The organism is Ferrimonas balearica DSM 9799 (genome assembly GCF_000148645.1).
Taxonomy (GTDB): Bacteria; Pseudomonadota; Gammaproteobacteria; order Enterobacterales; family Shewanellaceae; genus Ferrimonas; species Ferrimonas balearica.
Genome location: NC_014541.1, coordinates 2,273,715 through 2,299,333, shown reverse-complemented (window position 1 = coordinate 2,299,333; position 25,619 = coordinate 2,273,715). Strand labels below are relative to the sequence as shown.

25 protein-coding genes and 1 riboswitch are annotated in these 25,619 nt (G+C 62.5%); of the genes, 19 read left to right on the top strand and 6 right to left on the bottom strand.

Annotated features, from left to right (window positions below; all coding sequences use genetic code 11):
* Positions 1 to 7: 7 nt before the first annotated feature.
* The 6 genes from FBAL_RS10450 to hydF all read left to right on the top strand — a co-directional run bounded on the left by FBAL_RS10450 (position 8) and on the right by hydF (position 5,374).
* Positions 8 to 328: an iron hydrogenase small subunit gene (locus tag FBAL_RS10450; protein ID WP_013345563.1), complete on the top strand. Its 321-nt coding sequence runs from the start codon at positions 8 to 10 to the stop codon at positions 326 to 328.
* A 10-nt stretch (positions 329 to 338) separates the two neighbouring features.
* Positions 339 to 1,010, top strand: coding sequence for a cytochrome b/b6 domain-containing protein (locus FBAL_RS10445; protein WP_013345562.1), 672 nt, complete (start codon positions 339 to 341; stop codon positions 1,008 to 1,010).
* Between the two features lie 84 nt (positions 1,011 to 1,094).
* Positions 1,095 to 2,528, top strand: coding sequence for a [FeFe] hydrogenase H-cluster radical SAM maturase HydG (hydG, locus tag FBAL_RS10440; protein WP_013345561.1), 1,434 nt, complete (start codon positions 1,095 to 1,097; stop codon positions 2,526 to 2,528).
* Positions 2,525 to 3,133 carry a hypothetical protein gene (locus FBAL_RS10435; protein WP_013345560.1) on the top strand — a complete coding sequence of 203 codons (609 nt, stop codon included), beginning with the start codon at positions 2,525 to 2,527 and terminating at the stop codon, positions 3,131 to 3,133. The genes hydG and FBAL_RS10435 overlap by 4 nt, the downstream gene beginning before the upstream one ends.
* Positions 3,130 to 4,158: a [FeFe] hydrogenase H-cluster radical SAM maturase HydE gene (gene hydE / locus FBAL_RS10430; protein WP_013345559.1), complete on the top strand. Its 1,029-nt coding sequence runs from the start codon at positions 3,130 to 3,132 to the stop codon at positions 4,156 to 4,158. Before FBAL_RS10435 ends, hydE begins: the two co-directional genes overlap by 4 nt.
* Positions 4,151 to 5,374 carry a [FeFe] hydrogenase H-cluster maturation GTPase HydF gene (hydF, locus tag FBAL_RS10425; protein ID WP_013345558.1) on the top strand — a complete coding sequence of 408 codons (1,224 nt, stop codon included), beginning with the start codon at positions 4,151 to 4,153 and terminating at the stop codon, positions 5,372 to 5,374. The genes hydE and hydF overlap by 8 nt, the downstream gene beginning before the upstream one ends.
* Before the next feature lie 48 nt (positions 5,375 to 5,422).
* On the opposite strand, the gene FBAL_RS10420 is transcribed toward hydF, so the two are convergent.
* The gene (locus FBAL_RS10420) at positions 5,423 to 6,880 is read right to left on the bottom strand and encodes a glutathione synthase (protein ID WP_013345557.1); all 1,458 of its coding nucleotides are present in this window, start codon (positions 6,878 to 6,880) and stop codon (positions 5,423 to 5,425) included.
* Between the two features lie 217 nt (positions 6,881 to 7,097).
* Positions 7,098 to 7,727 (bottom strand): deoxynucleoside kinase, encoded by a 630-nt coding sequence (locus FBAL_RS10415; RefSeq protein WP_013345556.1) that lies wholly within the window; start codon positions 7,725 to 7,727, stop codon positions 7,098 to 7,100.
* Between the two features lie 251 nt (positions 7,728 to 7,978).
* Between FBAL_RS10415 and FBAL_RS10410 the strand changes: the two genes are divergently transcribed.
* From FBAL_RS10410 to FBAL_RS10375, 8 genes are all read left to right on the top strand, one after another.
* Complete coding sequence (locus FBAL_RS10410; protein WP_013345555.1) at positions 7,979 to 8,284, top strand: hypothetical protein; 306 nt, start codon at positions 7,979 to 7,981, stop codon at positions 8,282 to 8,284.
* Positions 8,285 to 8,391: 107 nt separating this feature from the next.
* A complete protein-coding gene (locus tag FBAL_RS10405; protein ID WP_171814262.1) occupies positions 8,392 to 9,516 on the top strand; it encodes a DUF805 domain-containing protein in 1,125 nt (374 codons plus the stop codon).
* Between the two features lie 293 nt (positions 9,517 to 9,809).
* Positions 9,810 to 11,261, top strand: a complete 1,452-nt coding sequence (locus tag FBAL_RS10400) for a c-type cytochrome (protein WP_013345553.1) — start codon at positions 9,810 to 9,812, stop codon at positions 11,259 to 11,261.
* Positions 11,262 to 11,281: 20 nt separating this feature from the next.
* A complete protein-coding gene (locus FBAL_RS10395) occupies positions 11,282 to 13,063 on the top strand; it encodes a cytochrome c oxidase subunit I (RefSeq protein ID WP_013345552.1) in 1,782 nt (593 codons plus the stop codon).
* Entirely contained in the window at positions 13,063 to 13,734 is a 672-nt protein-coding gene (locus tag FBAL_RS10390; protein ID WP_013345551.1) for a cytochrome c oxidase subunit 3, read from the top strand. Before FBAL_RS10395 ends, FBAL_RS10390 begins: the two co-directional genes overlap by 1 nt.
* 7 nt (positions 13,735 to 13,741) lie before the next feature.
* The gene (locus tag FBAL_RS10385) at positions 13,742 to 14,404 is read left to right on the top strand and encodes a heme-copper oxidase subunit III family protein (protein WP_148226735.1); all 663 of its coding nucleotides are present in this window, start codon (positions 13,742 to 13,744) and stop codon (positions 14,402 to 14,404) included.
* A gap of 9 nt (positions 14,405 to 14,413) precedes the next feature.
* Positions 14,414 to 14,731, top strand: a complete 318-nt coding sequence (locus FBAL_RS10380) for a cytochrome C oxidase subunit IV family protein (RefSeq protein ID WP_013345549.1) — start codon at positions 14,414 to 14,416, stop codon at positions 14,729 to 14,731.
* A gap of 166 nt (positions 14,732 to 14,897) precedes the next feature.
* Positions 14,898 to 16,022: a TDT family transporter gene (locus FBAL_RS10375; protein ID WP_013345548.1), complete on the top strand. Its 1,125-nt coding sequence runs from the start codon at positions 14,898 to 14,900 to the stop codon at positions 16,020 to 16,022.
* 83 nt (positions 16,023 to 16,105) lie between these two features.
* Here FBAL_RS10375 and FBAL_RS10370 read toward each other — a convergent pair whose 3' ends face one another.
* The 4 genes from FBAL_RS10370 to FBAL_RS10355 all read right to left on the bottom strand — a co-directional run bounded on the left by FBAL_RS10370 (position 16,106) and on the right by FBAL_RS10355 (position 19,906).
* The gene (locus FBAL_RS10370; protein WP_013345547.1) at positions 16,106 to 16,660 is read right to left on the bottom strand and encodes a hypothetical protein; all 555 of its coding nucleotides are present in this window, start codon (positions 16,658 to 16,660) and stop codon (positions 16,106 to 16,108) included.
* Between the two features lie 62 nt (positions 16,661 to 16,722).
* A complete protein-coding gene (locus FBAL_RS10365; RefSeq protein WP_013345546.1) occupies positions 16,723 to 17,370 on the bottom strand; it encodes a pyrimidine 5'-nucleotidase in 648 nt (215 codons plus the stop codon).
* Between the two features lie 65 nt (positions 17,371 to 17,435).
* A complete protein-coding gene (locus FBAL_RS10360; RefSeq protein ID WP_216086784.1) occupies positions 17,436 to 18,368 on the bottom strand; it encodes a YjjW family glycine radical enzyme activase in 933 nt (310 codons plus the stop codon).
* Entirely contained in the window at positions 18,362 to 19,906 is a 1,545-nt protein-coding gene (locus FBAL_RS10355) for a YjjI family glycine radical enzyme (protein WP_013345544.1), read from the bottom strand. The genes FBAL_RS10360 and FBAL_RS10355 overlap by 7 nt, the downstream gene beginning before the upstream one ends.
* A gap of 253 nt (positions 19,907 to 20,159) precedes the next feature.
* Positions 20,160 to 20,265: riboswitch (TPP riboswitch) on the top strand.
* A 112-nt stretch (positions 20,266 to 20,377) separates the two neighbouring features.
* Here FBAL_RS10355 and thiC point away from each other — a divergent pair.
* Genes thiC through FBAL_RS10330 form a run of 5 tightly spaced genes read left to right on the top strand, consistent with a single transcriptional unit; the run spans position 20,378 to position 25,617 of the window.
* Entirely contained in the window at positions 20,378 to 22,318 is a 1,941-nt protein-coding gene (gene thiC, locus FBAL_RS10350) for a phosphomethylpyrimidine synthase ThiC (protein WP_013345543.1), read from the top strand.
* A gap of 3 nt (positions 22,319 to 22,321) precedes the next feature.
* Positions 22,322 to 23,908 carry a thiamine phosphate synthase gene (gene thiE / locus FBAL_RS10345; RefSeq protein ID WP_013345542.1) on the top strand — a complete coding sequence of 529 codons (1,587 nt, stop codon included), beginning with the start codon at positions 22,322 to 22,324 and terminating at the stop codon, positions 23,906 to 23,908.
* On the top strand, positions 23,895 to 24,653 hold the full coding sequence (locus tag FBAL_RS10340; RefSeq protein ID WP_013345541.1) for a HesA/MoeB/ThiF family protein: 759 nt from the start codon (positions 23,895 to 23,897) through the stop codon (positions 24,651 to 24,653). Before thiE ends, FBAL_RS10340 begins: the two co-directional genes overlap by 14 nt.
* The gene (gene thiS / locus FBAL_RS10335) at positions 24,654 to 24,854 is read left to right on the top strand and encodes a sulfur carrier protein ThiS (protein WP_013345540.1); all 201 of its coding nucleotides are present in this window, start codon (positions 24,654 to 24,656) and stop codon (positions 24,852 to 24,854) included.
* A 1-nt stretch (position 24,855) separates the two neighbouring features.
* On the top strand, positions 24,856 to 25,617 hold the full coding sequence (locus FBAL_RS10330) for a thiazole synthase (RefSeq protein WP_013345539.1): 762 nt from the start codon (positions 24,856 to 24,858) through the stop codon (positions 25,615 to 25,617).
* The last annotated feature ends 2 nt before the right edge of the window (positions 25,618 to 25,619 follow it).

The window sequence follows — 25,619 nt, the reverse complement described above, 5'->3', positions numbered from 1 at the left end:
CAGCATTATGAGTAAGAAAACCTACGAATTCGTCGAAGACAGTTTCTTCCTGTCCCGTCGCAAATTTATGGCTGTGGGCGCGGCCTTTATGGCGGCCCTGGCCCTGCCGATCGGTTGGATCGCCAGCCGCATCCAGAGCCGTAACGACTACATCAATGCGCGTACTGCTGGCCTGTACAAGGACGACGCCATTGCCGCATTGCGGGTGAGCCATGCCAACCCGGCCGTGGCCAAGTACTACGAAGAGTTCGGTGGTAAGCCCCTGGGCCACACCTCCCACGAACTGCTTCACACCCACTTTATCGATCGCACCAAACTGAAAGGTTGAGGGAGTAACCATGAGTCACGACACCCGTCCCATTCTCAAGCACCCCCTGAGTGTGCGTATTTTCCACTACGTCCTGCTGCTGAGCTTCCTGCCGCTGGCAGCCACTGGCCTGCTGCTGTTCTTTAAGCCGCTGTCCGAAGCTGGCATGGCCCTGACCTACGACATTCATATCGTCGCCGGTGTGGTAATGGCGCTGGATGCCATCGCCTTCACCCTGATCGCGTTTGACCGCGTGGTGCTGTTTATTGCCCGCGTGTTCTCGTTCTCCGACCGCGACGTGAAGTGGTTTATGGTGCTGGGCGGCTACCCGCAGAAGTTCCTGCTGGGTAAGAAGGTGCCGGTTCCGCCGATGAACAAGTACAACTCCGGCCAGAAGCTGTTCGGTGCTTGTGTTCTGATCGGTGGCACCATCCTGATCTTCTCCGGACTGCTGCTGTGGCTGGTTCCGCACGCCATGCCCCGTGATGTGACCTACGTGCTGGGCATGGGCCACCTGGTTTCCGGCCTGGTGCTGACCGCGTTCCTGCCGGTTCACCTGTTCCTGGCGGTTTACCGCTTCGACGATTTCAAAGCGATGATGATTCACGGCAAAGTGCCTTACCACGATGCCGCGGAATACACCCCGCTGTGGGTGGAAGAGGAGATCGTGCCGATTCACGCCAACGGCGAACCGGCCAAGTGATCCTCCGCTATTGAGTCACCCATCTGACAGCAGCCAGCGCCCTGGCTGCTGTTTTTTGACCGTCTGTCGAACTGAGAAGGTTTCATGTCCGCGCATCACGAACTGCACATCCGCGATTACGACCCCACCACCAGCTTTATCAACGCCGACGCCATCTGGGCCACCTTGAACGACCACGCCGCACCGAGTCGCGACCAGGTGCTTGAGGTGCTGGTCAAGGCGTCCAAATGCCAGGGCCTCAGCCTGACCGACGCGGCCATCCTGCTGCAAAACCCCCATGCCGACCTCGACGCCCAGATGTTTGATTTGGCGCGCCAGGTTAAGGACACCATCTACGGCAACCGCATTGTGCTGTTTGCCCCGCTTTACGTTTCCAACCATTGCGCCAACAGCTGCAGCTACTGTGGCTTTAACGCCGATAATCACGGACTAAAGCGCAAAACCCTCGACCAGGACGAGATCCGCAAAGAGGTTGAGGTACTGCTGGGTATGGGCCATAAGCGCCTGCTTGCCGTGTACGGTGAGCACCCCCGCAACAACGCCCAGGCCATCGTCGACAGCATCAAGACCATGTACGACGTCAAGCTGGCCCCGGGCAGCAACATCCGCCGCATCAACGTGAACTGCGCGCCGATGAGCATCGAAGATTTTAAGGTGCTGAAAACCGCCGCCATCGGCACCTACCAGTGTTTCCAGGAAACCTACCATCCGGACACCTACAGCACGGTGCACAAGAAAGGCAAAAAGACCGACTATCTGTACCGCCTGTATGCCATGCACCGCGCCATGGAAGCGGGCATCGATGACGTTGGCATCGGCGCGCTGTTTGGCCTGTACGACCACCGCTTTGAGCTGCTGGCGATGCTGCGCCACGTTGAAGTGCTTGAGCGTGACTGTGGCGTTGGCCCGCACACCATCTCCTTCCCGCGTATCGAGCCCGCTCATGGTTCAGAACTGTCCGAGCGTCCGCCGTATGAGGTGGATGATCAGACCTTTAAGCGCATCGTTGCCATCACCCGTCTGGCGGTGCCATACACCGGCCTGATCATGAGCACCCGGGAGAGCGCCGCGCTGCGTAAGGAGTTGCTGGAGTTGGGCGTATCTCAGATCAGCGCCGGCTCCCGCACCGATCCGGGCGGCTATCAGGCCGCTGAACAGAAGCACGACGATGCCGCACAGTTCACCCTGGGCGACCACCGTCCGATGGACGACATCATCTATGAACTGGTGACCGAATCCGGCGCCATCCCATCCTTCTGTACCGGCTGTTACCGCAAGGGCCGCACCGGTGACCACTTTATGGGCCTGGCCAAACAGCAGTTCATCAGCAAGTTCTGTCAGCCCAATGCGCTGATCACCTTCCGGGAATATCTGAATGACCACGCCAGCGACGCGACCCGGGATGCCGGCAACGCGCTGATCGACTCGGAACTGGGCAAGATGAGCCCGGCCCGTCGCCGCAATGTCAGCCAGTGCCTGAGTCAGACCGACGAAGGCGTGCGGGACATCTATCTATGAACGGCCCCGCCACGCCACCGGAAGGCGCACTGGCGGGTTGGGTGGGGTTGGACCCGGAAGCCCTGATTGAGGCGATCGAGTCCAGCTGCACCGTGCTCCTGCATGCCGCGCTCTACAGCAACTTTGCCACCAACGCCATTGGCGAGGCACTGGAGCGGCAACTGGCCAGCGGCGATCTGGCCCGACTGATCGTGATCTCCAGTGGCGTCGGCCCGTGGCTGGCCGCATTCGAACAGATGCTGCGGCCTCAGCTCAGTGATGAGGAGCGGGCCGAACTGGTGCGTCAATCCGACAACTGGTGCGCCGACCTGCAATCCCGTTACCTGGAGAAGGTGATGTGGGTGCAGAGCGACCAGTTGCCGACGCAACCGGTGCTGATCTGCGATGACCAGCTGATCGTCGGCCACTACGCCCACTGCCTGGTGCCCGCCGCCGAAGGGATTTGGCTGGTACTGGGCGGATTGGCGGAAGGGCAGGTGGAGGAGTGGTTGTCCGGTGCCGAACCGGATGAACAGACCTCCGTCTGGGAGCGGGCCTGTTATCGCCATGTGGCCGAGTGCCGCTCCGCCCTCAACTGCGCCCGCAACGGGGAGGTACGGGAATGAGTCCGGACAGTCGAATTCAGCCTCTGAAGCTGAGCAAAAAACAGCTGATGAGCCTGTTGGGCGGAGAGGATGATCAATGGCTGTTCAGCCAGGCGGACATCCTCACCCGCGCGGTGTTTTCCGATCAGGTCTACCTGCGCGGCATCGTTGAGTTCTCAAACCTGTGTCGCCATGACTGCCACTACTGCGGCTTACGCCGCAGTAACCGGGCGGCGCGTCGTTACCGGTTAAGCGAAGCCTGCATTATTGAGGCGGCAGAAACCGCGATCCGGCTGGGAATGGGCTCGATCGTGCTGCAATCCGGTGACGATTATCGCTATCGCCTGGATGATATCCGTCGGGTGATTGCCGAAATCAAGGCGCGGGCCAACGTGGCCATCACGTTGTCGCTGGGCGACCGTCATACCGAGGAGCTGCAAGCCTGGCGCGATGCCGGTGCTGACCGCTACCTGCTGAAGATGGAAACCTTCAACCGGATGCTGTTCAGCCAACTGCGCCCGGGGGCGGACTTCGATGCCCGCATTAACCGCCTGCTGACGCTGAAGCGGCTCGGTTACCAGACCGGCAGCGGCATCATCACCGGCCTGCCCGGAATGACCGACAGCATGCTGGCAGATGACCTGTTGACCCTGACCGAGCTGGAGCTGGACATGTTGGCCTGCGGCCCCTTCGTGGCGCATCCGCAAACCCCACTGGGACAGGCCCGCAACGGCAGTGTGTTGCAGAGTCACCGGGTCAGCGCGTTACTGCGGCTGATGAACCCCGGCGCCAACATTCCCGCCACCAGTTCGCTGGAAGCGCTGGAACCCGGCTCCCGCGAGCAGGCGTTGACCCGGGGCTGCAACGTCGTGATGCCGTCATTTACCCCGGAGAACGTGTACGACTGCTACGGCATCTATCCGGGCAAAAACAGCAGTACCCTGACCCTGGAGTCCCGGGTCAAGGCGCTGCGCAACGCCATTGCCGCCACCGGCCGTCATCCCAGTAACGGCCGTGGTGACAGTCTGAGGACCCAATATGTGTAATGCCGTGACCGATCAGGCCCCCCGGGGCATGCGTTACCACATCGCCCTGGTGGGCCGCCGTAACGCCGGTAAATCCTCGCTGCTGAACCTGTTGACCGGCCAGGCGGTGTCGATCGTCTCCGATACTGCGGGCACCACCACCGATGCGGTAAACAAACCCTTTGAGTTGCTGCCGCTGGGACCGGTCACCTTTATCGATACTGCCGGTATCGACGATGAGGGTGAACTGGGTGAACTGCGGGTGGCCGCGACCCACAAGGCGCTGAATCGTGCCGACATGGCGCTCTATGTGGTGGATGAGCAGGGCATCACCGCCCCAGACCGGGCCTTTATCGAACAGCAGCTGGCCCTCGGCCTGCCGATGCTGCTGGTGTTCAATAAAACCGACCTGCAATCCCCCTCTGAGGCGGACCTGGCCTGGTGCCAGAGCCACCAGTTGCCGGTTGAGCTGGCCAGCTCGGTGGCGGGGCAGGGCCGTACGATGATCTGCCAGACCCTCTACCAACTGGCGCCGGAGGAGCTGAAAGCCAAGCCCAATCTGGCGGCAGACTGCTACGGGCCTGGCGACACCATCGTGTGCGTCGTGCCCATCGATATGGCCGCGCCCAAAGGGCGGCTGATCCTGCCCCAGGTTCAGATCCTGCGTGAAGCGCTGGATAACAACGCCACCGCCCTGATCTGCAAAGAGACGGAACTGGCGCAAACCCTGGCGATGCTGCGTCGACCGCCGGCACTGGTGGTGACCGATGCGCAGGCGATCAAAACCGTTGCGCCACTGGTGCCGGACAGTGTGCCGCTGACCACCTTCTCCAGTCTGTTTGCCCGCTTTAAAGGCGAGCTGCGGCCGATGGTGGAGGGCGCCTACGCGCTGGACAAGCTGAAAGATGGCGACCGAATCCTGATTGCCGAGGCGTGCAGCCATCATGTGCAGGATGAGGACATTGGCCGGGTCAAGCTGCCCGCGTTGGTGCGCCAGTACAGCGGTAAGGCGTTGGAGTTTGATGTGGTGGCCGGTCACGACTTTCCCGATGACCTCGAGTCCTATGCTCTGGTGCTGCACTGCGGTGCCTGCATGTTTAACCGCGCAGAGATGGTCCGCCGTCTGCGGGAGTGCCAGCGCCGCGGGGTGCCCATCACCAACTACGGTGTGGCGATCGCCAGAGTGCAGGGGGTGATGCCCCGGGTGGTGGCGCCATTGCTGGCCCACGCGAGCTAACGCAAAACGGCCCCCGCTTTGGGGGCCGTTTCTATTTCGGCGTTGGGCTCAGGGCAGCAGGGTCAGGGAATCCAGCATCCCTTGCCCGCTGTGGACACCGCCTTCGTTTTCATCCGCGGGCTTGCTGCGGATAAGGTAGCCGCAGTAACCGTTGTACGGGCTCATCGGCTGACCGTTGAAATGGACGGTGAACAGACCCAGCTCGCTGACCAGGTTGTCGACCTGACGGGCAACGCCATCGCGCACCGCGATGGTGGGCCGGTTACGCAGAGCCGGATGCAGCCGCCACATCAGGGCCCAGGCGTCGTACTCCGCCGGATCCATGGCGTTAAGTCGTGGCTGGATGGCATCACCAAACAGACAGTGGCCACCCCCTTCACCCTGATTCTTTAACACCCACTGGGTTGGATCATACCCCTGGGCAAAGTGGGTGATGATGTCGGCGTTGACCGGTTTCATCGGCGCCAGCAGTGATTTGACCTGGCGCGCTTGCGTCGGCGTCAGCCCCCACCGTCCCATCTGTTCCGGGCTCATCTGACTCAGCAGCATCTGCACGGTTTTGCTGGTGGCCAGTTGCTGACTGACCGTGGCATTCACGGCCACCCGATGCTGTTCGATCAATTCGCGGGTCTGGGTCAGGGCCTCGCAGCAGGCTTGTTCTTCCAGGTCAGTGGCGAAGTAATCGCCGTACTGGTAGCCCGCCCGCAGATAGACCACGTCGATGCCCCCCACGTCGTCCAGCAGCAACCGCTGGTCCGGTCCGGTGCTGAGGGTGCCGTGCAACTGGCGGAAGGTCCGGCGCAGGGTGCGGATCCCCATCTCCTGCAGTGCCTCACTCAGCAACCGTTGGTCGTAGACGTTGTCCTCATGCTCCTGCACCACCATCACAAAGGTGGGCGCACCCGCCTCGCCGGACTCGATTCGCATCCGGCGCGCCACGGCGGCGATGGCCTGGGCCAGCTGGGTCAGGGCGGCATTTTCCACCGCTTCCGCATCGGGGTGTTCGGCCCATTGCCGGTAAACCTCCGGGGTGTGTTGCCGCAGGTGGTGATGCAGTTCGCTGACCCGTTGTCCGAAGGGGCCCATGCCCGCCGCGATGCCGTTGAACTCGATCACCTGTGGGCCGAGTACCTGGTCATCCATATAGTCGGTGCGCAGGATAAGCAGTGGCAGGCGTGCCGGGGTTTTCGGCTGGGCCAGTCCGCCGTGCAAGCGGCGGTGCAGACGCAGAAGGTGGCCAAAGAACGGGTCTGCCTTGGCCATGGGGGTCAGGGCCTGTTGCAGAAACAACGGGTCTTCGGCAATGCCATTGACCAACCGGGCGATCAATGGCGTCACGGTCATCAGGGTGTGGTAGCGCTCTGCACTGATCGCCACCGGTGCCAGACTGAAGGCACAGTGGCGCGCCATGCCGGGCGCGGTCTTAAGCGCCATACCGTGGCCAATGGCCCATTCGCAGGCGTCCTCAATGGCGGCGGTGGGCAGGGCAGGGGGCGACAAAGTCATCGGGTGTCCTGAGGCAGCGATGCTGCACGGTAAAAAAAGGGGCTATTGGGCCGAAGCATAGGTGGCGGCCCATTGGCGTCAAGCATCATGGTAATGCGGGTCGACGGCGTTGTGGAGCCCATCAGCGTCGTAGCAGCATGCGTCCGGTTTTTACTGGCGCGCTGTCGCCCGGAACCCGGAATCAAAAACGCCGTCTTATCGACGGCGTTTTGGGGCATTACAGCTTGTGCAGGATGCGGCGGGCAACCCGGTCGTGGCAGCCGAAGTGGCTCCAGTCTTCGGTCAGCAACATGGTGTCCTTCTGCCGGCAGATGTGGGGCAGGAAGGTGTCATGGCAGTCTGACAGCAGCTTGATGTAGTGGTAGCTGGTGCCGTCTTCTGCACTGCGGGCACGCTGCAGCATACGCTGATAGGACAGCAGGGGCTCGGAGCGCAGGTACACCACGGAGGTCACCTGCGGGTACGCATCCAGCTTGTCCCAGATGTCGTAGTAGTAGGTCAGATCGGCGCCGTCCGGGCGGCAGGCTTCCTGCAGGTTGGCCTGGCAGAACACCAGGTCAGAGTACAGAGAGCGCTCCAGCACGTAGTTGTAAGCCGGGTCCAGATCCTTGCACAGCTCGGCACGATGATTGGTAATAAAACGCTGGAAAGCGATGCGCTGGCTCGGGTCCTGGGTAAAGGCCGCGAGCAGACGCTGGAACTCCGGGTTGCTGTCCACGTCTTCCAGAATCATCTTCCACGGGCGGCTGTCCATTTCGTTCAACCGCTCTACCAATTTGGGCACCAGGGTGGACTTGCCCACACCGATATTGCCCTCGATCGCCACCAGTTCGAATTGCTGTGCCATCTGATCCTACGTTGTCTGCCAAAAGGGCGCGCAAGTCTACTCCCAAGGGGAGGTCGGTGCCAGTCAAAATCGCCCCGAAATTGCGCTGTTTCATCGACCGCTCAAAAGCTGAGCAAACTCCGTTCATTGGTGGTGAAAAATGCATCGAATTTGCCCGGTTGAACGCGGGATAAACAACCGCGCCCCGCGGCCCTTTCTTCCCCCGTTTGTTGGGGTACACTAGTCCCAGTTGATTGCAGCCGGAAATGCCCATGACCCCTGATCCGTTTGACGCCAAACCCCAGGCGCCATTCTCCCTGATGCGCATCGACGTTTCCTTTGAGCTGGCTCCGGAACACGTGGCCGGCGTGGAACGCGCGCTGGGGGCTTATGTTGATCATCCCGACGTTCAGACCGAGATCGTCACCTGCGGGTACGACGACGGCCTGTTCCAGCTGCAACTCTGTTATTTCTCCACCACCGGGCGCTACCGCAATGAGCTGGCCTGGCTGCACAAGGCGGTGCAGAGCGTGGTGGTGCCGGTGCCGGTGTTTACCGTTCAGATCCGCGAGGACTGAAGCCGCGCCCCTGGTCGCTCCGCGCGGCCCGCTGACTTACCGGGCCGGATCCGGTAGGCTCAGCCTATCCCCCGTTAGTCTCTGTGATTCGAGGATTTTCTGTGCCATTGCTGAAGTCGCTTTTTTGTAACCAGGGCCGGGACAGCAGAGTCCGTACTGCTCTGGTGGGTCTGTCCCTGGTTGGGCTGTTCCTGATTGTTCTGGCATTGTTTGTCCACGCATCTTCCACCGTTCGTGCCGTGGTGGCCGCCGTGATGGCGCTGCCGATGGCGGCCGTTTCCCTGGCCAGTGCCCGCCGTCGTCTCAATGACGCTGGCCGTTCCGGTCCTTTGGTGTTCGCGCCGCTGGCGCTCTGGCTGGTACAGGCTGCGGCACAGGCTGCCCAGCCTTATGGCATCGGCGCCATGGCCGCCACAGCCCTGTTTCTGATCAGCATGGGCGCTCTGGCTGCGTTGCCGGAGAGCCGCCAACGTGCCCGCTATGCGCCCGGTTCGGAGGGTGCCATGGGCTACAGTGGCCCTGTAGACCTGTCGCCACTGGCGGAAACATCCGGTGGCGCCCGCCAGCGGGTAGAACCGTCCATGGACGGCTCCGCGCCGGTGGTGCCGCAGATGGCGGAGCGTGAACCGGAAGCCGCCGCCAGTTACTGGGACGATGCGCCCAGTGGCCCAAGCCTGGGCCAACGCTTGGGTTCGCTGGCCGGTAACCTGATGCCCCTGCTGCGGGAGCATGGCAAGGTGGTGGCGAGTTTGTCCGGTATCCTGGTGCTGTCCATGGCGGCGCTGGCGCTCTGGCCCAAATCCGAACCCGTGGCGGAAGTGGCTAAGCCTCCGGTGGAGCAACCGGTGGTCAATGCCGATGCGCCGGAGTTCCAGCACAGCGTGACCATGCCGGACACCTACGAACTGCTGATGAATCACGATGGCCTTATCGTCAAGTGGCCCGGTGACCAGGCGCCGCGCGGCGAGTTGTGGTCGCTGCTGACCGCCGAGGGTGACCGCAGCTGCGCCGAGATGCGGTTTAATAACGACAATCGCTATCGCGCAGTCAAAGTGGACGTATGGGGCGATGACATGTACTACGCCTACTTCTCGCCGCTGGACACCCCGGAGATCGTGTTTGATGTGGCGATGCGGGGCAGCTTCTCACTGTGTGGCTACGACTTCAGCCTGCGCGGTTCCATGGACACCTTGCGTGCCCACCCGGCGTTTGCGCTCTACACCCGACGTTAACCCGGATTGTTGAGAGAAAGGCGGCCATTGGGCCGCCTTTTTTGTTGCCCTGAATCCGGGCTGTGTGGTCTGGCAACGGTCGCAGCCAATGCCGTCCGGTGTGGTGCCATGGGCCAGGGCGGCTCGAAACCCGGCGGTTGCGGCGCAGTTGCACACTAGCGAAAGCGCCAAATTGTGCCTAGCCTTCAGTATGTTTCGGCGCGCACCCGCTGGGAGAGCCAAGAACCGTAGGGATGTCAGGTGCTGCCGAGCCCGCGCCTCACTGGCGCGATGTTGCGGGAGAGTGCACGCCTATGGCCATTGCCATTGTTCTGTTCCTGGTGTTGGTGGCGTCGGTGATTTTTCACTTTGTCGGCCCCTGGGACCTGCCACCGCTGGCCAGCAACTGGGGCGACATCGACCTCACCATTGGCATCACCCTGTTGGTTACCGGCGTGGTGTTTCTGGCGGTGATGTTGTTCACCGTGCTGGCGATCATCAAGTTTCGCTACCGCCCGGGTCGGCAAGCCGATTACGAGCCGGAAAACAAAAAGCTGGAGGCCTGGCTGACCGGGCTGTCTGCCGTGGGCATCGTGGCGATGCTGGCACCGGGCTTGTATGTGTATTCCGACGTGGTGTCGGTGCCCGATGAGGCGGTGCCGGTGGAGGCGATGGCCAAACAGTGGGGCTGGGCCTTTCGTCTGCCCGGCGATGATGGCGTGTTGGGCAAGACCAACGTCCGCCTGGTCAGCGCCGACAATCCTTTCGGCCTCGACCCCGTTGATCCAGCCAGCCAGGACGACCGGCTGATTCAAACCCCCATTCTGCATCTGGAGCTGAACCAACCGGTTCACGCTCAGCTCCGTTCCCTGGATGTTCTGCACAACTTCTACGTGCCCCAGTTCCGCACCAAGATGGACGCGGTGCCGGGCATCGTTTCCTCGTTCTGGTTTACCCCCACGGTGGCCGGGGAGTTTGAGATCCTCTGCGCTGAATATTGCGGGGTGGGGCATTTCAACATGCGCGGCAAAGTGGTGGTGCAGCCTGAGGCCGAGTATGACCTCTGGCTGGCACAGCAACCCACCTTTGCCGAGGCGCAGCAAGCGTTGGCGAAAACCAGCCTGAGTCCGCTGGCCCGGGAGGGGGAGAAGCTCGCTACGGAGCAGGGCTGCATGGGTTGCCACGGTTTTGCGGCCAGTCCACTGGGGCCGAGCTGGGCCGGGATCTACGGCCGCCAGACCCGGTTTACCGATGGCACCGAACTCAGCGCCGATGAGGCCTACCTGACCGAGTCCATCCGCCAGCCCGCGGCCCGAATCGTGGAGGGCTACGCCAATGTGATGCCCCCCTACGATCTGTCCGATCAACAGATCGCCGCGTTGATCGCCTATATGAAAGAGAAGGGCGGGGCGGCGCTGATGGACCCCGAACCCGCGACACCGGTACCCGTCTCTGGCGCTGCCAGCAGTGAGCCTGCTGCGCCAGCGCTGACCGGCATGGAACTGGCGCAGGCCAAGGGCTGCCTTGCCTGCCACAGCGTCGATGGTTCGACACTGTTGGGGCCAAGCTGGGCTGGACTGGCTGACAGCGAGAGAACCCTGGTCGACGGCACCACGGTGTTGGCGGATACCGACTACCTGCGGCGGGCCATCATCGACCCATCGGCTGAGTTGGTTGAGGGCTATCCGCCGGTAATGCCGGTTGTGCAGCTGAGCGACGCTGAGGTCGAGGACCTGATCCAGACCATACAAGCACTGAAGGAATAACGAGGCCGGGAGGGGGTCGCATGACCACACAACAGGACTCACACGACGCGCACCATGAATTGGGGTTCTGGCAGACCTACGTGTTCAGCCAGGACCACAAAACCATCGCCATCCAGTACACCCTGACGGCCATCGCCATCGGTATGGTGGCCCTGTTTCTGTCCGGTTTGATGCGCCTGCAACTGGGCTTTCCGGGGCAATTCGACTTTATTAACCCCTCTGAGTACTACCAGATGGTCACCATGCACGGGATGATCATGGTGGTGTACCTGTTAACCGCCCTGTTTTTGGGCGGCTTTGGCAACTACCTGATCCCGCTGATGGTGGGAGCGCGGGACATGGTGTTCCCGTTCCTCAATATGCTCAGCTTCTGGTTCTACTTCCTCGCGGTGGTGGTGCTGCTGGCCAGTTTCTTTGTTACCGGCGGGCCCTCCGGGGCGGGCTGGACCCTCTATCCGCCCCAGGCGATCCTGCCTGGGACACCGGGGGTGGATGGCGGCATTGTGCTGATGCTGGTGTCGCTGGCGATCTTTATCGTAGCGGCCACCATGGGCGGGCTGAACTACGTCACCACGGTGCTCCAGGCGCGCACCCGGGGCATGTCGCTGATGCGGATGCCGCTGACCATCTGGGGGATCTTCACCGCTACCGTGCTGGCGCTGTTCGCCTTCCCGGCACTGTTTGTCAGCGCCGTGATGATGCTGTTCGATAAGCTGCTGGGCACCAGTTTCTTTATGCCGGCATTGGTGTCGATGGGGCAGCAGATGGATTATGGCGGCGGCAGCCCCATTCTGTTCCAGCACCTGTTCTGGTTCTTCGGGCATCCGGAGGTGTACATCGTGGCGCTGCCGGCTTTTGGCATCGTCTCAGACCTGATCAGCACCCATGCCCGCAAGAACATCTTCGGCTACCGGCAGATGGTGTGGGCCATTGTCGGCATCGGTGGCCTGAGCTTTGTGGTGTGGGCACACCATATGTACGTCTCGGGGATGAACCCCTATTTCGGTTTCTTCTTTGCCATCTCCACCCTGATCATCGCGGTACCAACGGCCATTAAGGTCTACAACTGGGTACTGACGCTGTGGCGGGGCAACATCCGCCTGAACGTACCGATGCTGTTTGCCATCTCCTTTATCCTCACCTTTGTGTTTGGCGGCATGACCGGCCTGTTCCTCGGCAACGTGGTGGTGGATCTGCCACTGTCTGACACCTACTTTGTGGTGGCCCATTTCCATATGGTGATGGGTGTGGCGCCGATCATGGTGATCTTTGCGGGCATCTATCACTGGTATCCAAAAATCACCGGCAAAATGCTCAATGACACCATTGGCAAGCTGCACTTCTGGATCACCTTCCTCGGCACCTGGGCCATCTTCTTCCCGATGCACTACGCCGGGGTGTTGGGGATGCCGCGCCGCTACTACAACTTCGACAACTACGACTTCATTCCCCCGGAGGCCGCGGGCCTCAATGCCTTTATCACTGTGGCGGCACTGATCGTGGGTTTCGCCCAATTGCTGTTCCTTTTCAATCTGGCCTGGAGCTACTTCCGGGGGCGGGAGTCCGGCCCCAACCCCTGGGGCGCGGCCAGTCTTGAGTGGCAAACCCCGCATACGCCGCCGGGCCACGGTAACTGGGGACCGGAACTGCCGGTGGTGTACCGTTGGGCTTACGACTACAGCGTGCCCGGGGCGCCGGAAGACTTCCTGCCACAAACCAGCGACTGGGGGCTGACGGAATCCGGCCAACACGGGCAGGCCCCCATGCCCCCCGGCGATGCTGACCCACAGGAGGTGCGCTGATGGCCACGTTGACTGAGAAGCCCTGGCTAAGCCCGGGGGTGCCGTCGTCCTCACGCTCCCCGGCCCGGGCATTGCGCACCGGCGTCTACTTCCTGTTCGGGGTGATCACCTCGATGTTCATGCTGTTCTTTTTGGCGATGATCATCCGCTCCCAGCTGGGCGACTGGCAGCCACTCACCGAAGCCCCCTGGCAGCCGCTGTTTGACCCGATGCCGTTGTGGCGCAACACCGCGTACCTGTTGATGAGTTCGCTGTTGCTGCACGGCGCGCTGCTCAGTGGCCGTCATCATGCCGAGGTGTTGCTTAAAGGCTGCCTGGTGCTGGCCGGACTGGCGGCACTGGCGTTCCTGTTTGGCCAGTGGCAGGTGTGGCAAAGCTTTGCCAGCCGTGGTTATGGCGTGAACAGCACCCCGGCTGCCAGCTTCTTTTTCCTGTTAACCGGCCTGCATGCCGCCCATCTGTTGGTCGGGCTGGCGATCTGGGGCGGCGCGTTGCCGCGGCTGTGGCGCCATGCCTCGGCCACCACCCTGAACCGGTTAACCCTGCTGGCCCAGTACTGGCATTTTCTGTTGGCACTGTGGCTGGTGTTGTTTGCGCTGCTGACCAGCAGTCCCGCGACGTACCAGGCCCTGGCTGCCCTTTGTGGTGTGCAGCCGATTGAGGGGCCTTAAGGAGAGGATGATGCAGAGCCAAGAGCGCGGCTGGGCCACGGTGGTGTCCGACTGGAGCCACGACCAGGAGACCTTCAAGGTGTCCTGGGGCAAGGCGATGATGTGGATCTTCCTGCTCAGCGACACCTTTATCTTCGGCACCTTCCTGGTGGGCTACATGACGGTGAGGATGTCGGCGGTGGAGCCCTGGCCGGTGGCCGACGAGGTGTTCGCCCTGACCATCGCCGGACACACCATCCCACTGGTGTTGATCGCCATCATGACCTTTATCCTCATCACCTCCAGCGGCACCATGGCACTGGCGGTGAACTATGGCTATCGCCGCAACCGCAAGGTGGCCGCCACGTTGATGTGGGTGACGGCCATACTGGGTGCCAGTTTTGTCGGGATGCAGGCGTTCGAGTGGAGCAAGTTGATCGAGGAGGGGGTGCGCCCCTGGGGTAACCCGCTGGGTGCCGCCCAGTTTGGCGCCGCCTTCTACATGATCACCGGCTTTCACGGCCTGCATGTCTCCATCGGTGTCCTGCTGCTGGTGATCTACGCCCACAAAGTGGGGCGGGGCGATTACGAGGCCAGTGGCGATTACGGCATTGTCGAAACCGTTGGCCTTTACTGGCACTTCGTGGACCTGGTTTGGGTCTTTATCTTCGCCTTCTTCTATCTGTGGTAAGGAGCGGGTATGGAACAGGCACAGCAACATCCCCTCGGCCTCTACTTTAAGATCTGGTTCCTGCTGTTTGTGCTGTCAGCACTCTCCTACATGGTGGATTACATGCACCTGGAAGGGATGCTGCGCTGGAGCCTTATCCTCATCTTTATGGTGCTCAAAGCGGGCCTGATCATCAGTGTGTTTATGCACATGATGTGGGAGCGTCTGGCGTTGATCTACGCGATCCTGCTGCCGCCACTGGCGATTCTGGTGCTGGTGGCCATCATGGCGCTGGAGAGTGAGTACACCTTCTTTAACCGGCTGGCGCACTTTTTCACCAGCGCCTGATTGAGGGTGGGATAGGCACAGCGCTGCCCCACAAAGCCCTTCACCGGCGCCTGTTCTCAGGTTGGTGCGCCGCGAGGACTGGAAACTCCATATGGATTCATGGACACCACAGTAGGCGGTAAGCCCACAGGCCGGACGGCGCCAGTGGGCCGTTAAGGAAAGCGCAATGTCAGCGAACGATCCGCAAGCCATTGGTCGCCATTTTGGCCCCAACTGGTTTGCCTCGGTAATGGGCACCGGAATCATTGCCAATGCCGCGATTGGCCTGCCGGTGGTGGGCCCCAGGCTGGCGGGCTTTGGCTTTGTGGTGTGGTCCCTCGCCAGCCTGATGCTGATCACCCTGTTGGTGGTGTTGCTGCTGCAGGCGCTGCTGAAGCCCCATGTCTACAGACATCACTTCGATGACCCCGTCATGTCCCAGTTCTGGGGCGCACCGCCGATGGCACTGATGACCATCGCCGGCGGCACCTTGCTGTTTGGCCATCATGTTTTCTCTGAACCGGTGGTACTGGCCATCGCCTGGACCCTGTGGCTTGTCGGCACCGTCAGTGGCTTTGTCGTTGCCATCGTAGTGCCGTTTCGGCTGTTCACCCACCACAGGGTGCGTCCGGATGCGGCGTTCGGGGGATGGCTGATGCCGGTGGTCTCGCCAATGGTGTCGGCTGCCATTGGGGCCATGCTGATCCCCCATGCGTCCGGGTTGGTCCTGCAACAGACCATGCTCTACCTCTGTTACGCCCTGTTTGGTGTCAGTCTGGTTGGGGCGCTGATCATCATCACCCTGATCTGGAGCCGGTTAGCGCACTACGGCACCTCCGGCGGGGCAAGGGTGCCGACGCTCTGGATTGTATTGGGGCCGTTGGGCCAGTCGGTGACAGCGGCTGGCGCGCTGGGGCTGGTCGCGCTGAACATTGTTGACCAGCCCCTGGCCGGCAGCCTGAATGCGATGGCAACGCTGTATGGCATTCCGGTTTGGGGTTTTGCTTTCTATTGGTCCTTTATGGCGGCCCTGCTGACGTTACGCGCGTTCCGTAAGAAGATGCCGTTTGCGCTGACCTGGTGGGCGTTTACCTTTCCGGTGGGCACGTGCGTAACCGGCACCACGCAAATCGCGCTGCATACGGGACTGCCGTTGTTCGAGTGGGCTGCGGTCCTGCTGTTTGTCGGGCTGCTGTGTGCCTGGCTGACTGCGGCTATCGGCACCTTGAGAGGGTTTCGGGGGCACCAGGTTCTGCATGCCCCGGCAAGGGCGCCGGAGGTGGCGTCGAGGAAAAATCTGGACGATTCCTGATGGCCAGGCCCATCACCGGCCTGAATAGAAAACGCCCCCATAAGTGGGGGCGTTTTGGTGCACTGTGCGCAGAGTCGGGGCGATCAACGCGGCTTGCGGCTGCGCCACTGCATCACCCGCTCCTGAAAGGTGAGCATGGGCTGAGGCACCCCCTCGGCGGTGCCCTGGGCCATCAGGCCGGGATGGCGGGCCACCACGGCATCCAGAGAGTGACGTTGTCCTGGCGCCACATCGACCATCATCAGGTGCATCCCCTGAGCGATCGCTTTGTCAAAGCTGTCGATGCGATGGTGCGGGTGCTGCAGGCCAATCAGGCCACCTTCCCAGGTACAAAAGCCAAGCACCAGCGCGGCAAACATCCAGATCGGCACCCAACCCAGTTCTCCGACACCCCACCAAAACGCCAGAGCCAGCAATGCCATCGCCAGCCCGGCGCCAAGCTGGAGGCCCCGCCAGGCGTAATAGAGCAGGTCATAGAGCATCAGGGAGGACACCGGCAGCAGGTGGAAGCGCCGTAACAGGGTTGGGTGGCGGCTGTGCACGTGGATCTGGGCTGGACTCAATCCCTGTTTTTCCAGCTGCCGCTCCACCAGTTGCAGCTCCCAAAGGCTGGTGCTGAGGTAGTAGTGGCGGATCATGGGGCCCTCCCGCCCAGGCAGTGGTAACTGCAAGGGTAGTCGATCCGGACGGGAGGGGGGGCTCAGGCGCGGTTGAGGCGGCTGAGGAAGTCGGTCAGGTCTTCGGTGCGGTAGCAGGCGTCCGGATTGGCCAGGTCATGACGGTTGACCAGAACCGTGCGCATCCCCATGGTGCGGGCGGTACTCAGGTTGTCCGGCTGGTCATCAAACATCACCGCGCTGTCGGCGTGAAAACCAAAGTGATCGCAGATGGTTTTGAAGGCGTGGGGGTGGGGCTTCATCTGAAAATCCACCTGCTCAACGCTGAACAGCCCTTCGAAGCAGTGGCTCAGGCCCAGATGGTCGAGCAGTCGTTCGGCGTAGGCGCGGGGGGAGTTGGTAAAGAGGATTCGGCGTTTCTCGGTAGCCAGCAGTTCATCGGCCAGCTCTGGTACCCGCGGCAGCGCATCCAGGGCGACATCGTGGGCGTAATGGGAGAACGCTTCCAGGTCCACTTCCGGGTGATGCAGTTGCAGGCCGCGCAGGGTGCCTCCGTACTGTTTGTAGTAGCGTTGGCAGAATTCGTGGGCGTCGGTGGGGGTCAGGTCAAACTGGCGGGCGACAAAGTCGCGCATGCGCTGGCCAACCTGGTCAAGGATGCCGGATTCCGGTGCGTAGAGGGTGTTGTCGAGGTCAAACAGATAGACGTCACGTTGCAGCAATGGTGACACGATGGGGGAACTCCTGTACTGCGGGGGCGAGCAAGGTTAACAGTGCCCCCGTCAGCTCGCAAGGGTCAGGGCGCGGCGTTGATGCGGGCGTCGATGCCCTGTTGCTGCAACCGGCTGGCCACTTGTTGCAAGCGGAGTTCGGTGGTTTCAGCCCACTGGCGGGCTTGCTCCCGAACGCCGTGATGGCGGAAGCCGTTAAGTTTCAGCGGTCGCTGCCCCGGCAAGGCTCGGATAAACGCGGCCAGGGCATCCAGCTCGGCATCGCTGTCGTTGTGGTGCTCGATCAGCAAAAACCGCAGCTCCGCCAGCTTGTCCTGCTCTGCCAGCAATCGGGCACTGGCCAGCACCTTGGCATTGTCGCGACCGGTGAGGGTTTTGTGCAGTGCCGGATCCATCGCCTTAATGTCCAGCATCACGCCATCGGCATGGGGCAGCAAACCGTCCCAATGCGCCCCATCGGTTAAGCCGTTGGAGTCGATCAACAGGTTAAGGTGTGCGCACTCCGGGTGCTGTTTCAGCTGTGCCATCAGCGCGCCAAGAAAGCGGTGCTGGAGGGTGGCTTCACCGCCGGAGAAGGTCACCCCATCCAGCAAGGGGGCGTGGTCGGCGATCTGTTTCACCAGACTGGCGACGTCATGGCGACGGGCATATGGGCTGCCATTGCGGCCACAGTGCGGCAAACAGCTTTCGCAGTTCTGGCACTGCGGCGCGCTGTGCGCCAGCTTGCGCTTGCCGTTGACGCTGGCGTCCACCAGGGCGCCGTTCGGGCAGTGGGGCACACAGTCGAGGCAGTGGTTGCAGTGGCCGATGGTGTGCGGGTTGTGGCAACTGGGGCAGTTCATGTTGCAGCCCTGGAAGAACACCACCATCCGGCTGCCCGGCCCGTCAACACAGGAGAACGGCAGGATGCGGTTAACCGGCGCCTGCAGGGCGGGCGCCGTCAGTTTGCCAAAGCGAAGGCCGGTCTGAGCCGGCCCCATCGGTTTCAGGCTTACCACAGGTTGGTGGGGTTCTGTTCGTGGTTCAGGGTGCGGGCCTGGCGAGACAGGATCTGACCCACGTCCACCGCCTCCAGTCCCAGCGCCGTCGAGGTGTGACGCTCCGCCTGCTGACGGTACTTCTCAATGTCGGACTTTTTCACCAGAAAACCGGTGACCCGAACCAGATCGCTGTCGGACAGGTTGGCGGTGAATACCCGCATGCCGAGGCGGAAGCCACCCTTGATCAGGCGGGTCAGTGCGTCGGGATTGCGGCGGATGGTCGGGTCAAATCCAAGGATGTCACTGACCCCGGCCTGGAAGTAGGTGTGCATCCGGGCGGTGGCGCGGATGTAGCTGGCCGGGTCCGGCTCTTCACCGATCGGAATGCGGGTGCCGGCGGTCTCTTCGGTGTCGCAAGAGATGCCGGACTGGGCGTGCAGCATCACCTTGTTGTCCAGGCAGTGCGGGAGGCGGATCGCCTCAACCGCTTCGGCGTAGGCAGCGATGATGCGCTCGGCCAGCACATTGGCTTCCTCATCCAGGCCGTAACGACCGGTTTTGCCCTGAGCCGCCATCAGTTGGTTGACCAGTTCGGCGGTGCCGTAGATCCCAAACATGGCGGTGAACTTCGCCGGGTCCAGCAGACCCTCCTGACAGAGGAAGTGGTGGCGGTAGAACTGGGTGTCTTCCACCAGCGCATTGATGCGGTGTGCCAGGCCACGGGTCATCAGGTCAACGCAGCGGGGCAGGGCGTTGGCCAGGTAGTCCTCCACCGTGCCATCGCACAGGCCAAAGGAGACCCGCAGATTCAGGCGCAGCAGGGTGTGGGCACCGCCGCCCAACGGCAGCGAGTTAAAGCAGCTGACGTTGGCGTAGTCGCCCTCGAAGTCACGGGCGATGCGCTCATGGTTGGCGATGTGGGGCTTGTTGCAACGGATGATGTTGTCGGTCAGTTGCTCAAGCAGATCATCCGGCGTGATCCCCTGCTGATAACGGAAGGTCAGGTTGGGCACCGCCTGCGCCAGTTCGGCGTCGATGCGCAGCAGAGAGCGGCCAACACGGCTGTCCTGCGGACCCAGGTTCACGTGGGCAAAGGAGTCCGGCACGATGCGGTCGATCATCTGCCAGAAGCGGCGCAACTTGCGGTAGAGCTGCTCGTCGCTCAGTTCCGCGGCATAGGGTTCCAGCAGGGTGTCCAGATGGCCCAGGAACACCGGGTAGGTGGTCACCGACGGCACGTGCTGATAGAGGATAGTGAGCAGGTGCAGGGCGTCATCGAAATCCTCTGCCGGCTCAAGTTCCAAAAAGGCGCTGCCCTGGTTCAGGGTGACGGCGTAGTCCGGCAGGGTGTAGCGCGGTTTAAAGGGCGCCGCCGGTTCAAACATCTCGTGCAGCAGGCCACTGCTGACCGCCTCGGCCACCTCGTCGTCGTAGGCGCAACCGGGCAGGGCGGCTTCCAGTCGCTGGTACAGGGCCAGCTGCTTCTGGGCCGGAGTCAGGTTGGTTTGACGCACCAGTCGGGCGGCGTCGTCCAGTAGGGTTTGGTAGGCGGACATCGGACTTCTCTTTTCGGTTCCGTTGCTGGGCGCAGAGGGCGTCCCATCGGGCGTTTGCAGTGTAGCAACCGGTTCGAATATTCTCTTCTCCAACGCGCCGGTTCTGGGAGCCATGCCGCACTTTTTCAAAGGCTTGGGCTGAGCGCCTGGCACCAATCAGTGGCTGGCTTCTCTTTGGTTTTTAGGCGGAGTTATGGGTGAGGCTTCGCCACTGTTCCGAGTTGTATTGGCCGGATGATGTTGCCATACTGCCCCGGTCTTGTCGGAGTGCCCAGTTGAATGGGCTGAGATCGCGAAAGCGGGATCCGTGGAACCTGAACCGGTTAGTACCGGCGTAGGAAAACAAGCAACGCCCCCATTGGCTCCTCGGCCAGTAATCGAGTTAATCACGCACTCGTGGGCGCTCAAATTGTTCGCCAGCAGGCTCACGTCCGACAGGCAATTTTCCATAGGGAACACTTGGAGATTGCAATGTCGACTGACACCCCCAATAACGGCCTTTCCCGCCGTCAACGCCGCGATGCGGCACAGCACTATCTGGATAACCTGCAGGGAAACCCGTTTCCCAACTCCCGCAAGCTGTACCTGACCGGCTCCCGCCCGGACATCCGTGTCGGCATGCGCGAGATTGACCAGTCGCCCTCGGTCATCGGCGGTGACCAGCACAACCCCATCACCCGCGACAACGAGGCGATACCGGTGTATGACACCGCCGGGCCCTACAGCGATCCCAACGCCAATCTGGACGTGCGAGCGGGCCTCAAACCGTTGCGCCGCGACTGGATTCTGGAGCGGGAGGACAGCGAAACCCTGTCCGGTGCCAGCTCCCACTTTACCCAGCAGCGCCTGGCCGACGGCGGCTTCGACCACCTGCGGTTCGAGCAGCTGCCCAAGCCTCGTCGGGCCAAGCCGGGACGCAACGTGACCCAGCTTCACTATGCCCGTGCCGGCATTGTCACCCCCGAGATGGAGTATGTGGCGATCCGGGAGAACCTGGGGCGGGAGCGGATCCGCAACGAGATCCTGAAGCGGACCCACCCGGGTCAGAGCTTCGGCGCCAACCTGCCGGAGGCGATCACCCCGGAGTTTGTGCGCGACGAGATCGCCCGTGGCCGCGCCATCATCCCCGCCAACATCAACCACCCGGAAGCGGAGCCGATGATCATCGGCCGTAACTTCCTGGTGAAGGTCAACGCCAACATCGGCAACTCCTCCGTCAGCTCCTCCATCGAAGAGGAGGTGGAGAAACTGGTATGGTCCTGCCGCTGGGGCGCGGACACTGTGATGGATCTCTCCACCGGCCGCCATATCCACGAAACCCGGGAGTGGATCATCCGTAACTCGCCGGTGCCCATCGGCACGGTGCCGATCTATCAGGCGCTGGAGAAGGTGAACGGCGTGGCCGAAGACCTGACCTGGGCGGTGTTCCGCGACACCCTGATTGAGCAGGCCGAGCAGGGGGTGGATTACTTCACCATCCATGCGGGCGTCCTGCTGCGTTACGTACCGATGACCGCCGAGCGGGTCACAGGCATCGTCTCCCGCGGGGGCTCGATCATGGCCAAGTGGTGTCTCTACCACCACAAAGAGAACTTTCTCTATGAGCATTTCGATGAAATCTGCCGCATCTGTGCCCAGTACGACGTCTCACTCTCGTTGGGGGATGGCATGCGCCCCGGCGCCATTGTCGACGCGAATGACCGGGCCCAGTTCGCCGAGCTGGAAACCCTGGGTGAGTTGACCCGTATCGCCTGGCAACACGATGTGCAGACCATTATCGAAGGCCCGGGCCATGTGCCGATGCACCTGGTGAAGATCAATATGGAGAAGCAGTTGCAGGACTGCATGGAGGCGCCGTTTTACACCCTGGGCCCGCAGATCACCGATGTAGCACCGGGCTACGACCACTTCACCTCCGGCATCGGTGCCGCCATGATCGGCTGGTACGGCTGCGCCATGCTCTGCTACGTCACCCCCAAGGAACATCTGGGTCTGCCGGGCAAAGAGGACGTCAAGCAGGGCCTGATCGCCTACAAGATTGCTGCCCACGCCGCTGACGTCGCCAAGGGCCACCCGGGCGCTCAGATCCGCGATAACGCGCTGTCACTGGCCCGCTTCGAATTCCGCTGGGAGGACCAGTTCAATCTGTCGCTGGATCCGGAAACCGCCAAAGCCTACCACGATGCCACGCTGCCCCAGGAGAGCGCCAAGGTGGCCCACTTCTGCTCCATGTGCGGGCCCAAGTTCTGCTCCATGAAGATCACTCAGGAGGTGCGCGACTACGCTGCCGCCAATCCGGAGGCGTTGATCGAGATTGAACAGCTCGACGCCGATGCCGGTATGGCCGCCAAGGCGGAGGAGTTCCGCCAGAGCGGTGCGCAACTCTACTCAAAGGTTCAATCCGAGGCTTAAGCAATGACGCAATCAGACGGGGCAGCGGTATCGCCCCAAACCCTGGGCAAACCGCCCATCGTCTGGACCATCGCCGGCAGTGATTCCGGCGGCGGTGCCGGGATCCAGGCGGACCTGCTGACCATGCGCGACCTCGGTGGCCACGGCTGTTCGGTGATCACCTGCATCACGGCGCAAAGCTCCGTGGCGGTGGACCACGTTGAAGCGGTGTCGGTCAAGGGGATGCTGGCCCAGCTCGATACCCTGTGGGCCGACTTGCCGCCCCAGGCCATTAAGATTGGCCTGCTGCCGGGCCCGGCCCATATTGAGGCACTGGCGGACTGGTTTGCGGCGCATCAGGCCGGGTTACCACCGGTGATTCTGGACCCGGTGCTGGTGGCCAGCTCCGGCGGCATGCTGAACGTCTGTGAAGCCAGTGACCAGTTCGATGCGCTGCTGCCCTATGTCGAAGTCATCACCCCGAATGGCGATGAACTGGCGGCCCTGACCGGCATGGTGATCGATTCCCCCGCTGCGGTGGTGGCGGCCTGCCAACAGTTGCATCAACGGGGCGCCCGGGCGGTGCTGGCCAAAGGCGGCCACTTTGACCATCTGCATCCGGGCCGTTGCGTGGACTATTTCAGCAGCGCGGCGTTGACCACGCTGTTCGATGGCCCCCGCATCGCCACCCAACACACCCACGGCAGCGGCTGTACCCTGGCTTCCGCCCTGGCGACGGTGCTGGCTCAGGGCTACGTGATGGAGGACGCGCTGGCAGTGGTGCGGGCGTACCTGCATAACGGCCTGATGGGCGCCGTGGCATTGGGCGCCGGGCCGGGCCCGCTGGCCCGAACCGGTTGGCCGCAACGGCTCGACAGTTTCCCCACTGTGCCCCTGCCGGGCAGTGAACTGGCCCGGGCCTACGGCCTGGAAGCCAGCGTGCAACTGCCGCAGCAGCCCTTCGCCCGTTGTGATGTTTCGGCCCTGGGGATCTACCCGGTGGTGGACAGCGTGGAGTGGGTGGAACGTCTGCTGGCACTGGGGGTGAAAACCCTGCAGCTGCGCATCAAGGACAAGTCACCTGAGGCGGTGTCAGCGGACATTCAACGGGCGATCGTTTTGGGCCATCAGCACCAGGCCCGCCTCTTTATCAATGACTACTGGCAACTGGCCATCGAGCACGGCGCCTACGGCGTGCATCTGGGTCAGGAGGATATGGAAACCGCCGATCTGGCAGCGATTGAGCGCGCCGGACTGCGCCTGGGGCTGTCCACCCACGGCTATTACGAGATCCTGCGGGCCCATGCCCTGAAGCCCAGCTACATCGCCCTTGGCCACATCTTTCCGACGCCCACTAAGGAGATGCCCTCGGCCCCGCAGGGGTTGGCGCGCCTCGGTCGCTATGTGGCGTTGGTGCAGCCCCATTGTCCGGCAGTGGCCATTGGCGGCATCGACGTCTCTCGCGCCTATCAGGTGGCACAATCCGGCGTCGGCAGCATCGCCGTGGTGCGCGCGGTGACCCAGGCCGATGACGTTGCCGTGGCCCTGGCGCAACTGCAACAGGCCTTTGAATCGGCCCCCACCCTGGAGTCCGTCGATGCTGAGCGATAACGACTATCTGCGCTTCGGCCGCCAACTGCTGATGCCACAGTGGGGCGAGCCGGGGCAGGGGCAACTGGCTCGACAACGGGTGTTGCTGATCGGCCTGGGTGGCCTGGGCTGCCCGGCACTGCAGTACCTTGCTGGCGCTGGGGTGGGGCAGCTGCGTCTGGTGGACGCTGACACCGTCTCCCTGTCCAACCTGCCTCGACAAACCCTCTACCGACCGGATCAGGTGGGTGAACTGAAGGTGACCGCGGCGGCGCAATGGGTGGCGGCGCACAACCCCGGTCTGAGCGTGGAGGCCATTGCCGGGATGGCGACGGCAGAGCGCCTGCCGGCGTTGCTGGAACAGGTCGATGTGGTGCTCGATTGCACCGACCAACTGGCCAGCCGGCATGCCATCAACGCCGCCTGCGTGGCGTGGGGCGTGCCGTTGGTGAGCGGTGCCGCCATCGGCTGGCAGGGACAACTGATGGTGATCGACCCGGTGAACACCCCTGCCAGCGCTTGTTTCGCCTGCCTCTCAGACCCCAATGAAACAGCGACTCCGGACTCCTGCCAGCAGGCCGGAGTGGCGGGGCCGGTGGTGGGCGCCGTGGGCACCCTGCAGGCGTTGCTGGCGCTGCGCTTGTTGTTGGGGCAGCCGGTTCAGACCGGTCTGCATCGTTTTGATGGTTTGCAGTTTCAGTGGCAGCGCTTTGAGCTGTCTCCCGTTGCCGAATGCCCGGTATGTAGCGATTCGCGGAGTCTCTAGATGAAGAACATTATCCTCAACCACCAACCGCACCAGACCGACGCGACCACGCTGGCGGCGTTGCTGGCCAGCCTCGGTCAGGACAAGCCCGGTGTGGCGCTGGCGATCAACGGGCAGGTGGTGCCGCGCCGGCACTGGCCTGAAACCGAGTTAAACGAAGGCGACCGCCTTGACCTGTTTTCCGTGATTGCCGGAGGCTGAGATGCTGACCATTGCTGATAAAACCTTTGAATCCCGCCTGTTCACCGGCACCGGCAAGTTTGCTTCCGATGCCCTGATGCAGGAAACCATCGCCGCGTCCGGCTCGCAACTGGTCACCCTGGCGCTGAAGCGGGTGGACCTGGGCGGGGGCCAGGGCGACATCTATTCCCCGCTTAAGGCACTGGGTGTGAACCTGCTGCCTAACACCTCTGGTGCCCGCACCGCTGAGGAGGCGATCTACGCGGCGCAGTTGGCTCGGGAAGCGCTGGGCACCCGCTGGCTGAAGCTGGAGATCCATCCGGATCCCCGCTATCTGCTGCCGGATCCCATCGAAACCCTGAAGGCCGCCGAAGTGCTCTGCGCCGAGGGTTTTGTGGTGTTGCCCTACTGCCACGCCGACCCGGTGTTGTGCAAGCGTCTCGAAGAGGCGGGGTGCGCCGCCGTGATGCCACTGGGGGCGCCGATTGGCTCCAATCAGGGGCTGAAAACCGAGGCTTTCCTGCGCATCATCATTGAACAGGCCAGTGTGCCGGTGGTGGTGGATGCGGGTATTGGCGCCCCCTCCCACGCCGCCTGGGCCATGGAGCTCGGCGCCGACGCTGTGCTGGTCAACACCGCCATGGCGGTGGCCGGTAACCCGGTGGCGATGGGGCGTGCCTTTAAACAGGCGGTCGAGGCCGGGCGAATGGCCTACGAGTCGGGCCTGGGAGCGGTATCGGCCCAGGCGGACGCCACCAGTCCATTGACCGGCTTCCTGGGGTGATG